6 protein-coding genes, 1 tRNA gene and 1 pseudogene are annotated in these 12,436 nt (G+C 31.3%); 6 read left to right on the top strand and 2 right to left on the bottom strand.

The features are described from left to right. Positions 1 to 3: 3 nt before the first annotated feature. Genes WOO_RS03315 through WOO_RS03305 form a run of 3 tightly spaced genes read left to right on the top strand, consistent with a single transcriptional unit; the run spans position 4 to position 1,657 of the window. Entirely contained in the window at positions 4 to 339 is a 336-nt protein-coding gene (locus WOO_RS03315; RefSeq protein ID WP_014869261.1) for a hypothetical protein, read from the top strand. Between the two features lie 6 nt (positions 340 to 345). Beyond that, a complete protein-coding gene (uppS, locus tag WOO_RS03310; RefSeq protein WP_014869260.1) occupies positions 346 to 1,041 on the top strand; it encodes a polyprenyl diphosphate synthase in 696 nt (231 codons plus the stop codon). Further along, entirely contained in the window at positions 1,031 to 1,657 is a 627-nt protein-coding gene (locus WOO_RS03305) for a phosphatidate cytidylyltransferase (RefSeq protein ID WP_025264174.1), read from the top strand. Before uppS ends, WOO_RS03305 begins: the two co-directional genes overlap by 11 nt. 31 nt (positions 1,658 to 1,688) lie before the next feature. Here WOO_RS03305 and WOO_RS03300 read toward each other — a convergent pair whose 3' ends face one another. Further along, the gene (locus WOO_RS03300; protein ID WP_025264173.1) at positions 1,689 to 1,913 is read right to left on the bottom strand and encodes a zinc-finger domain-containing protein; all 225 of its coding nucleotides are present in this window, start codon (positions 1,911 to 1,913) and stop codon (positions 1,689 to 1,691) included. A 79-nt stretch (positions 1,914 to 1,992) separates the two neighbouring features. After that, positions 1,993 to 2,355 (bottom strand): annotated as a pseudogene (locus WOO_RS04055) (nucleotidyl transferase family protein). Positions 2,356 to 2,435: 80 nt separating this feature from the next. On the opposite strand from WOO_RS04055, the gene WOO_RS03295 reads away from it, so the two are divergent. From WOO_RS03295 to ppdK, 3 genes are all read left to right on the top strand, one after another. After that, positions 2,436 to 2,508: transfer RNA gene (locus WOO_RS03295), tRNA-Phe, on the top strand. Between the two features lie 144 nt (positions 2,509 to 2,652). Then, positions 2,653 to 3,594 (top strand): hypothetical protein, encoded by a 942-nt coding sequence (locus tag WOO_RS03290; protein ID WP_014869258.1) that lies wholly within the window; start codon positions 2,653 to 2,655, stop codon positions 3,592 to 3,594. A gap of 4,323 nt (positions 3,595 to 7,917) precedes the next feature. Then, the gene (ppdK, locus tag WOO_RS03285) at positions 7,918 to 10,584 is read left to right on the top strand and encodes a pyruvate, phosphate dikinase (protein ID WP_014869257.1); all 2,667 of its coding nucleotides are present in this window, start codon (positions 7,918 to 7,920) and stop codon (positions 10,582 to 10,584) included. Positions 10,585 to 12,436 lie beyond the last annotated feature (1,852 nt).

Raw genomic sequence — 12,436 nt, 5'->3', positions numbered from 1 at the left:
GATATGAAAGAAGCCTTCGATAGTGAGGAAAAACAAATTACTTTAAAAGGTGTTATACGGGTAGCTGATGCGCGACTGTGTAAGTGTTGTGGTTTAAGAATAGTTTCTGCCAAGAAGGATGTCATCTCAGTTTTCCGATACTTGGATTCAGCTTTTAGTAACTTTATTAAGAAAGTTATATTTTGTAACATAAGACCAGCTGCTTTTATGCTCATCAACTTGATGTGCTTATTGTTTACAATCAAGGTTTCTGGATCTCAGTATCGGAATATTGAGATGATGCTTTCCAGGTACCTGCTGAAATCAAAAGAATTTTCACTTAAGTCAAAACCTGGTTAAATTTGAATGTTAAATTTAGAGTCTCTACCAAAACATTTAGCGATCATAATGGATGGTAATAGTAGATGGGCAAACAAGCAGGGGAAAATAAAAATTGATGGTTATAGAAAAGGTAGTGAGGTTGCATACGATATTGCTAAGTATTGTATAACTTTAACCATACCATGTTTAACTTTATATGCATTTTCTATGGAAAATTGGCTCAGGCCTAAAGAAGAAATTGATTGCATATTTGATTTACTTTACTTTGCTTTGACAGATAAAGATAAAGTTAATTTTATTTGTAACTATAATATTAAATTGAATTTTGTTGGAAATTTAAATTTGTTACCTCAAAAAGTATTTGATCAAATAAAAAAAGTGGAAGAAATGACTCGTAAGAATGATAGCTTATTACTTACTGTAGCGGTTAGCTATGGAGCAAAACAAGAAATTATACATGCTATAAGTAACATTATAAAAGAAAATATTGATTCTGTGTCAGAGGACAGATTTGAAAAATTTTTGTATACTAAAGATTTGCCAAAGTTAGACTTATTAATTCGCACTGGTGGTGAAAAAAGGTTAAGTAACTTTTTATTATGGCAAGCAGCTTACGCTGAATTATATTTTTGTGATACTTTGTGGCCTGATTTTTCTTGTCAAGATTTGAGCAGAGCATTAGAAGACTATGCAAAAAGAGAGAAAAGATATGGTAGATAACAACTTTATAATTAGAGTACTGTCTTCAATAATAATATTGCTTATATTCTTTTTTGCTATATATTTCAATGATTTATCATTTTACCTACTGGTTCTTTCGATAGCAGTTCTATCTTCTTTTGAATGGTATAATCTAACTCAGGGGAACAGGATCTTATATGTTTTCGCGTTGTTATTGATTGCACTACCGAATGCTTCGTTGATATACCTATATAATCTACCACAAGGGAAATACACATTAGTATGGCTCATCTTAACAATTTGGAATATTGATATTACTGCGTATCTGTTTGGCAAGAATTTTGGTGGAGCTAGAATTTGCTCAATTGTTAGTCCTGGAAAAACTTGGTCAGGATTTTTTGGTGCAACCTTAGCTGGAATGATATGCGCGATTCTTGGATCAGTATTTTTAGGTCTATTTTCAATCTTTTATTCTCCAATAATCGGACTTATAGTTGCTATTCTAGCACAACTTGGCGATTTCACTGAATCTCTTATTAAAAGAGCTTATAATGTTAAAGATAGTGGAAGTATGATACCTGGCCATGGAGGAATACTTGATCGTATGGACAGCTTCATTTTCACTGCTCCTCTTATTGCTATCTGTATAAATTAGCTAACTTTAAAAAGTGGAATGCTGTTAAAGTTCACCCATGGATTTTTCTCCTTTTATTGGCTGCTTCCATAATAGATTTATCAGCGGGTTTAGGTTCTTTAGATTTAAATTCTTCATCCATTAGCTTATTACAATAAGGACAAAATGTTTTTCCTTTTTCTTTATATAAATATATTAGCGGATGACCAGAACCATTATCGTTCTCATCGCCGCGGCAACAAACTATTATTACACTATTATTCCTTACTTCTGTCATGTTGCTCCTTTGGTTTATAATATTTTATGTATTAAATATATATATATATATATATATATTTGGGAGTGGAAAATAAATACTATTCTTCACTTCTTGCTTTATTCATGTTGAAGTTAATCAACTCTTTTGAACTCTTTCTAGAGCAAATTTGCTAACACTTTCTCCTAATCCTGCTATTTTTTTTACAAAACTTGATGAGATAAATTGAGTGTCTTTAGAGCAGGAGGAAATATAGTCTCAATTTTATGGGAAGTTTATAATTTACCATGCTTGTATGTAGCTTTGCGTTAAAAGTAGTGTATGTGTACTTATTAGTGTTTTCTATAATGTTAATTAATAATTTACTAACTAGTTTATATTCCCTTTTTATTATGCCAATATGCCCAAAGGTTATAGGGTCAAGTATGCTAGGATAAATTTCTATTTTATTGTCAGTGTCCACTTTTTATTTTTATAAAAATTGCTTTAAAAACTTTTAATAGACATGATAACATTTTTTATTTAAGAATGAAAGCACATGATGGCCTGATAGCTCAGTTGGTAGAGCAAAGGACTGAAAATCCTTGTGTCGCTGGTTCAATTCCTGCTCAGGCCACTTTCTCCTTCTTACCAAATTTACTTTTTGTTGCAAAATGTTTTATTATTGTATTATAATACTTATATAAGTATAGGTATTAGGTAGGTTATAACGTGTAAGTATTATAACAAGGTATTTAGTATCTTATTAGGTGTAATTCTGTTGTTCAATAGCATTGCTTATGCAAGTGCTAGTGGAAGTTTACATCTAATAAATGGTAGTATAGTTGTTGGTTTATTGAAAACAGAGGAAAAAACATATCCGTGTGAGATTAATTTATCTCGAAATATCTATGAAATGTTTAATAATTGGAAAGTTAGGACTGTTTTGATTGATTGTGATAAGATAATTAGCCTTAAAAAAATCCAGACAGAGTCACTTAATTTTACGGAACAGGATGAAATATTAGCAAGAAAACTGATATTAGAGAGAGTAAAAGTTGAAGTTGCAAAATTCATTGAAGAGCACAAAATAAATAGGATATTTATTCTAGGAAATTATTGTAATTTGTACTTAGAACAATTTTTTCTTGCTCCATGCCACCAACTTGTTACTGAAGCAATTGTGGAAATAGTGAATAATAATCCTGCAATTCACTTGCTTAGTATATGTGGTGGTTTGCAATGCATTATGAATACAAAAGGGATTGAAGTAGTAAATGTGGCAAATCTTGTGAGCGATGAAGAGAAGCAAAGGTTTCATTTAAGATCAACACCTAATCTACAGCAGCAAGAAAATGTACCTCTTCAGCAGATAAAGATAATTCCAAATAGCCACTTAGCAAAAGTGGTAGCTAAATTTTTACCACCTAATGAGAATGGCTGGTTTTTAACATATTTTCCGGATGCTCATTCAGGGGAAGTGAGTAATACGTCAGAAAATAGAAAGAAGTTGGAGTCACTTGGTTATAAAGTTGCAGCATTTTCCAATAATGGAGTAATAGAGGCTATTGAAGATAAGTATGGTAATATTTGCTTTCGAAGCCATCTGGAAGCACTTACTGTAAAATTGGATAAAAGCCTCTATTTATTAGATCACAAGGCGCGTTATGTTTCAACGTTAGTTGCTATGGCGATTATAAATGATTTTCTTTATCGAATTTAATAGAAAACTTTCTGAGATCGATATCATCATACCAGTATGTGATGCTAGAATCTACTCCTTATTATGCAGCTACTTGGTTAAAAGTGAATTCTTTGGGTCCTAGTATCAAGTGCTTTGAGGTAACAGAAAAAAAAGAGCTGCTTGGATGACTTTCTTATGATAAACAATGTTTTATAATCGTAGGTGAAGTTGTAGATAATAAAGTGAAACTATAAATTCAACAAAAAAATTGCTTAGCATATTTTTGTAGTTCCATTGTAATTAACAGTAATAATGTTTTAGAATCAGAATTTGTTTTTGCTTGCAAGTTTTTTTTGTTGAACGATAAAACTATGTAAAAAATGTAGTGTATCCCTTCTTCAATGAAGGCAGGTGTATATATATTTCTATTGTATTTATATTATGTTTTTCTATCTCTTAGAGGTTCTATTAGCTATGACTAACTTTTGTGTAGCTTATTAAATTGTATAGTCTATTGTCAGTATAGCATAGTATATATTATTGGCATTGTAGATTAAAAAAATTTTTATAGTGGCTATACATATATACAAATATTTGTTTTGCTAAGATAATGCGTACAAAAACGACGCCATGAAAGTAACTGACGCTATATATAGCTTTTTTTGAACTTCAGTGTCAACTACTTAGATAGCAAAAAGCAATGTGCTGGGGTGAAAGATGCTCTATCATGGAGTTTACTATGTGGGTTAACTTTCAGTCCAACAGTTTAAAAAAAATCTATTAAAAGAGAGGATTGTTATGTCTATAATGATTTTATCATTAATTTTAGGCTAAATTGGCAGCATTTTTAGTCTAGTTAGGTTATCGGTTTAGAGTCTGAACTCTTTTTTTGGTGAACAGCTCAGTAATGCAATATTTGTAGTCTTGATGCCGAACAAAAGGTAATGTGTAGACAAAGCTAAAAAATCTGTAAGCTTGAACCTTAATCTGCGGTAGGACAGTTTCAATTATCTATGGAACTATTCATGTTGTAGAGGAAATATTATTTAAATTCAACTAATGAAAAAAGAGGAGATGACCGACTGAAATGATATGGGTGTCGTGTATAACTACTATGTAACGCTTGCAATTACAAGTTGCAAAAGAGAAGTAAAAGAATTAAATAAGTACTGAGCAGGTACAAAGTTGTTGAGTTTTGATGAAATAGAGTATGTTTTTACAGCAGTGCAGAAGGTCAGAATCCTGATCCATTTCGCAATTGAAGGAATATCTTGTATAGATATCAAGAGTTTTCCTTTGAAAGACTATGGTAACTATGTTCAGATATTTATTTTTAAAGTGTAAACTGTATTATGGCTAAGTGAATTTTCAGTAATGAAAAACATTAGGAATATCACAATATCATATTCAAAAAAGTTTATGTATGATACAAAATATAAAAGAAAGTTGTGTAAGAAAGGGTAAAGTAGCAACCAGTGTACCTAAATATGGACTAGCGTAAAAAGGGTGGATTATGAAGTTACCTAAAAAAGCATTGCGCTTTTTTTTAGATTAACTAAAAGAAGGTTTATTAAACCTTAAGTAAGTGGGTGTCAATAATGGTTAGTTAGTTTGTATAAGCGATTTGAATATCAAAGATTGTAAAGTATACTCTGTAGTTGAGTTTAAGGGTAATTCTATAGTGGTGCCTGTGATGATAAGTGGGGCAATTAAAGATAGTACTCAGCTAATTTCAAAAGATAGTGGCAAATCAACAATGTGGTGTTGAGTAAGGACATTTGTTTCTCACTTACTGATGGTTTCAAACCTTCTTTTTGTTTTTTTATTCTGCGAAGGTGTAGTTAATAGCTTGAATAATGAAGTTAGGTATAATTACTTCTATGATTATTTAAAGAGCGAACTAAGAGAGTAAAGTATAATGACAACAAATATGCAATAAGAAAATATGGAGAAATAGTAAAGTGAAGCTCACATAAATCCTGGTAGTAGTAAAACAAAGTGAAACCAAAAATGAAAAAATATGGGTTACTAAATATTGATTTCCTAATTCAAATGAAGAGTGATCTTTCTTTTACATAAAACTGCAATTGAAGGGATGATAAAAAAGTGGTAGAATTCAGAAATAGTGGGAAAAATGTTTTCTTGGTATGGAATACAAGGTTATTTTCTTGTTTCTCTAATTTATCTGATGTGTGTGCTGACTTACTATAACTGAAGGCGTGGTGTTTGATTTCAGGAAAAAGTTTCGCAGCTAATATTTCTTTCAGAGTTCTATCTAATCTACTGTAAAATGCTGATTTTAAAAAGTAATTATTTTGATGTAAGTGAGACGTTAAAGGGCGTTATTTAAATATGGCATAAACAATTAACAATCCGTAAATTCAATGATTAAGATGTTGTAAAGTCACTTTTTTTGATGTAGCTGAGCAGAACTCTAAGTTTGAAGTAGTCTAAAAGAACAGAGGAGCTGTTGTACAACATAAAATATCAGTTGATAAAAAGTTGTTTTTAATCACAGTTTAAGGCTGATATAACTTATTAATGTTAGAATTGGGCAGACTTGAACAATCAGTCAACGTTGTCTATTTTAACCGTAATTTTGACTGTCTAGTTGATATTAAGTATTTCTGACTACCAAATCAAAATGTTGTCATAATAGTTGAAATCCTGCACTTATGAAGGAAGGGCGCAAAAACATAGCCAAAGTTTTACTTTATTTTTTTTGTGCAGGGGAGAAATGTATGCAATTTAAAGCTGCCAATAAAACATGCGTGGCTTTCACCGTGAGGTGAAATAACAGTTTTAGATAATAGGGAAAGTATACTATAAAAAAGAATTGTAAAAACAAAATTTAAAGACATGTATATTTAGGTAAGTAGTGTTAGTTATGACCGTTCCATATACATAAACTCTTCTTTCCTTAATAAGATTATTTATTCTTTTAAAATACCTTTTTTTTTGCATCAAAAAACCATAATATAGAAACGATAGATTTATGGTATATTATACTAAAGGTAATACTGCAAGCTTTACTTTAGTTAGTAAGGGAGAAAATTGAAAAGAAGCGATACTTTTTATTTTTTATAACAGTAATAAGAATTATAAACCTATCGCAGGTACAAATGAACAGTCTACTTGTGATATGTAATGGAGTATATTAATAAAAGAATTACAGTTGAATTTTGGTGAGCTGTCTGTTATACATTCATGCTGATTGAAAAAGAAGTAATAAAAATTCAAAGCGCCAAGCTTATAGATAAAAATGAGTTAAGCTTAGCAATTTAATTCGGTGGTAATGAGGCACTAAAGAATGTAACTGTACCGCAGGTGAAATTTTACTCTACTTGATGCTTCAATAATATCTTTTTAAGCGCAACCAGAAAAATGGCTTGTTTTTAAAACGGCAACCTATACCTATGATGACTTATTGGGTAATATAGAGACGGAAGCCTTGATCTTAGGGCTTAGAATAAATAATTTAAGTGAAATATTAAAATTCGCCATTTGACAAAAGGATCAATAATTTGAGCCGTAACGTTTATAGAGATACTGACCATAAGAAGAGCTGCTGTTTTCATCTATTAAACGTTTTTTCTTTGCTCATATGCTAGTAGCTCTTCTCTCGGCAAATTAATAAACTTACTTACCTCTTCATGAGCTTGTTTTATTATTAGGTTATTCTTGTTATTTATCTAAGTTCTTTTCTTTTAATTTCTGCTGTATATTAAAGAAATGATACCACTTTTCTATTATACTCCTCAGTTATTCTTCTTTTGTTTTTATAAATTTTTGCAGCTCAATAGATATGAAATAAAGGTTCTTTAAGTCGTGTTCACTAGTGTTCTCATTCTGAATAATATAAATATAATTTGATTTGTGATTAGCCTTATCTGGAAAAATGCTTCAGTTAGCAACAGATATAAAGGTGAATTTCTTGAGGTTATGATAATTATTGTTTCCTTGATCTACTTTTAACTTGAGTAAATTTTAGCTACGTGACATTGAGTATGCTTTCAAGATCTTTAGCTTATTGAACAACTAACTATGTTCTTCTGTATCTAGAGCTTAGAAAAGCTTTATAAGAAATATCAACAGTAACCCCGCTTTTTAACATCAATCTCAAAATATAAATAAGTAGCTAAAAACATCAAGAAACTTCAGAAGATCTGTAAAAAGTCTTTAAAATGACATTGAATTATATATTCTCATTGAGAATCATTTAATGATTTGTTATTTATACTTTACTGACGTTATTACAAGAAACTCTGTTGCTAAGTTTTGCAAAATTTATTACCCTATGATTTCAAGTCCAGACGAGCTTATTGAAATCATGTATATAGTATATTTGTGAGTAAAGGACCAATGAGAGAAAAGTTGATATATTACTTTAGCCAAATTAAGTGTGAAGGTAATGCAGAAATGAAAAATCTGCTAGGAGGAAAAGGTGCAAATTTGGCAGAAATGTGTAAAATTGGTGTTCCCGTTCCACCTGGTTTCACAATCTCCACCTCTGCCTGTAAGCAGGGACTATCTGACAATTTGTGTAATGAAATCAAAAGATACATGGTGATGCTCGAAAGTGACGTTGGGTGTAAATTTGGAGGCTCGGATAATCCTTTATTAGTTTCTATACGCTCTGGTAGCGTAAATTCAATGCCGGGTATGCTTGATACAATTTTGAATGTTGGTCTAAATGATGTAACTGTTGTTGGACTTGCAAAAAAAAGTGGAGAACGCTTTGCCTATGATAGCTACTGTCGTTTCATCATAATGTACTCGAGTGTTGTACTGAAGCTTGACTATCACTTGTTTCAGAGTGTTATTGATAATGAAAAACAAAAGAGAGGAGTGAAAAATTTAGCTGACTTTAGTATTAGTATTTTAAAGAAGATTATTACTCATTTTATGAAAATAGTATATGAAAAAACTGAAAAACATTTTCCGCAGAGTGTTGAAGAACAGTTGTTCAGCTCGGTGAATGCAGTATTTTTTTCTTGGCAGAATGATAGAGCTGTTTCCTATAGAAAGATAAATAATATTCCTGAAGCCTTTGGAACTGCAGTGAATGTACAAGCAATGGTTTTTGGTAATTTAAATAATAATTCTGCGACTGGTGTGGTATTTACGCGTGATCCTTCAACTGGAGTAAAGAAATTTTTTGGTGAATTTTTGGTCAATGCTCAAGGTGAAGATGTGGTTTCAGGTATTTACACTCCTATGTCGATTAATGGGGAGCAAGAAAATACCATGGAAAAATTGATGCCAAGCGTGTATCGAGAATTGTGCGATGTATGTGAAAAACTTGAAGCACACTATAAAGACATGCAGGACGTTGAATTTACTGTTCAGGATGGTAAGTTATGGATTTTGCAAACTAGATCTGGTAAACGCACGGCTGAGGCTACCGTTCGTATAATAGTTGATATGGTAAGCGAAGGAGTGATTACAAAAGGAGAAGGGATATTGAGAATTAATCCAAAGATTTTTGGTAGTTTATTGCATCCGGTTCTTGATATTAAAAGTGATCAAAAAATAATAGGAAAAGGACTGCCGGCTTCTCCTGGTGTTGCTTCTGGGTATGTGGTATTTAGTGCAAATGATGCAGAGAAAGCTGTAGAGCAGGGTAAAAAAGTAGTTTTGGTGAGGCCAGAGACGAGTTCTGAAGATATTAATGGAATGAATGCTGCAAGCGGTATAATAACAGCACGAGGAGGAATGACTTCACATGCCGCTGTTGTTACAAGAGGAATGGGTAAGCCGTGCATTTGTAGTGTAAACGGACTTTATCTAGATAAAGGAGGGAATTTCTTTTCTGTAGGGAATATAAAAGTAAAAAAAGGTGAACCAATTACCATCAATGGAGGGACAGGTGAGGTAATGCTTGGCATTCTTCCTACAATTTTACCTAGATTATCACAGGAATTTAAAACAATAATTAACTGGGTAGATGGAATCAAAACGATTAAAATAAGAGCAAATGCTGATACCCCAAAAGATGCAAGGATTGCTAAAGAATTTGGCGCAGAAGGTATAGGTTTGTGTCGCACAGAACATATGTTTTTTGTTCATGATAGAATTGAGTTTATTCAAAAGTTAATAATAGCTGACGATAAAAATGAAAGAGCAAGTGCATTAAGTAAATTAGAAGAAATGCAAAAATCTGATTTTAAAGAAATATTTTCTATTATGGAGGGTAGAGAGATTACTATACGTTTGCTTGATCCACCTCTGCATGAGTTTTTGCCTAATGATCACTCTATTATAGAAGGGATTGCTAAGTCACTGAATAAGCCCGTTGAGTTAGTAAAAAATAAAATAGCACAGTTATCAGAAAAAAATCCAATGCTTGGCCACAGAGGTTGTAGGCTCGCCATTTCTTATCCTGAAATATATAGCATGCAAATTAGGGCGATACTCAATGCTGCAAATGAGTTAAAAGAAGAGAAAAAGGTAGAAGTTATGCCTGAAATTATGATCCCTTTTGTCATGGATGAGAGAGAGTTGATTCTGATATGCGAGTTGATAAAAAAAGAATCTTCTGTCATCTTGGATGAAATCCAAGCACAGATTCCGATGTCATACACTGAAATGGCACCAGGTAAGGCTTATTCAATTGGAACGATGATAGAGCTGCCACGAGCAGCACTGATTGCTGATAAATTAGCACAACACGCGGAATTTCTTAGTTTTGGCACTAATGATTTAACACAAACAACCATGGGACTTTCAAGAGATGATTCAGTAAACTTTCTTGATTCTTACAGGAAAAATAATATATTTGGAAACGATCCATTTGAAGTACTAGATATTGAAGGGGTAGGCGAGTTAATCAAAATAGCTGCCGAGAAGAGCAAAAAAATGCGAAAAAAGATAAAACTTGGTGTATGTGGAGAGCACGGTGCAGATCCACAATCTATAGAATTTTTCATCAAATCAGGTGTGGATTACGTTTCATGTTCACCTTATAGAGTACCAATCGCAAAATTGGTGGCAGCGCAGTTTAGTGTTAAATCCAAATGTATTAGGTAAATTAAATTTCAGTATCACGTGCTGAAATGACACTTATTTCTAATCTTTCAAATCGCAAAGTTTATATGGTTTTCTAAATTTGTATGCTCGATCTTATTTTTCTCTCATTTCTCTATAACTTGGCAATGTGTGATTTTTTGCATGTAATCTAATAGAATTATTACAGTAGCAATGAATAATACTGTAATGTAACAACTTCAATAGTATCCTTTGCTAATGAGATGTAAAAACTCTCTTTGCTTTTTTGTACTTAGTTTCTTATGTATTTGGTAAAGAGGATTGAGTTTCTATAAGCTATCAGCTTTATTGCTACTTAATATGGCGGTTAAAAGCTATATCTGTTTTTTTTGTTAGTGTAGAAGGCATTGGTTTATTACTAACATTTTCTTTATCATTGTTAGATCTTGTTTCATTTTTTTTATGCTTGGCACAGTAATAACTTGATTAATTTCTTGTTTCCTGTATTGATTTGCATAATGCAATTTTCTTTTGATCATTCTGTATTATAGAATTGTTGTTATTGCTATAGAATTACTTCTAATTGTTAATATAATCTATATAATTCTTTTCTGGGGTTTAACTTTGATTGATGTGCATTAATATTTTGCAGTAGCATAACTTAGAATATCAATATTACTATTATCAGTATAAGAAATAACAGAGCCTAATATAGATTTGCTCTCCTCAGTTTTGATAATGTATATAATATTTTCTCTTGATCGATTATTGCATTAATAATGGTTATTCCTCTTTAAGAGAAGCTTTATAGCATCTAATTTTTCATCTTTGATTGTGTCTGTACTCTAATAATGCGCTTTCCAGCTCAGTACTTTACTTATGTTTGCTCTGAAAGCTAATTTTTTCCTATTATCGGCTTTCGAAGCTGATTAAGTTTATCGTTCTAGCTATATTTAGATGAAATCTCGTAAATCGTTATCTAGCACGGCAACTAACTAATACTTACAATTTTATAACTCCTGTTGGATTCTGCTCCTCGTTATTTTCTTTTGTATCAGATGTGCTTTACTTATCTTTTTTATTTATTATTGATCTAAGCAGTGCAATTACTATATAGGTTGAGAAGTATATAGAATAATTAGGTTAAGTTGTGGAAATCTACTTTAACTTAAAGAGCTTGTTCTAAGAACTTCCTTAAATAGTAATTTGCTTTTTTTAGTTATTTCTGAAAGATTTCTTATATCAGCTTTTAATTTGTGTGTATCATCTATCTATATATTCCAAAAGTAGTTTAATAACTATTGAATCATTACTACTACAATGTTATTACTTAGAACGTTGATTTTCCTCTATCCAAGAGGTTATTTATAACTTCAGCTTGTTATTTTAAAGAATCTTATATCTAATTGTTTATCTTCAATGATCTTGCTTAATATCTCTAATTTTCCTTTGTGACCTATATAATCTAAAAGCATTTTAACTTCCTGAATGTTGTCTTTATAAATAGTATTATTTGAAGCGTTAAGTGTTTCTTTTTTATTTCTATTAGAATTTGTTGCTATCTAAAAGTACCCTTTAAAGCATCAGCTTCTTTATTGTTACAGTGTAACTTAATTGATTTTGATACTTAATTTCATAAGCTATTCCAATTAGTTTTCAGAAATGTACTGCAGTCAATGGTATTACTGGTCCCTTTGAAAGGATAGAACATTAGAAACAGTTTTTTTAGTATAGTATCCTCAAATGAATTAGCAATTTCTTCATCCATCTTTTTCTCTTATGTTAGTTTTTACAAAACTCCTAAGCAGTTATCTCGGAGCTTTAAGTTGTAATTTCCTTTATTTTTTCATAAGTTAAACTATTAGTTATTTCAGATCTTATCAAATATTGCTAT

The sequence above is a fragment of the Wolbachia endosymbiont of Onchocerca ochengi genome, from assembly GCF_000306885.1.
In the GTDB taxonomy this organism is placed as follows: domain Bacteria; phylum Pseudomonadota; class Alphaproteobacteria; order Rickettsiales; family Anaplasmataceae; genus Wolbachia.
The sequence above is the reverse complement of the archived record's forward strand: the minus strand, read 5'-3'. Positions and strand labels throughout refer to the sequence as shown.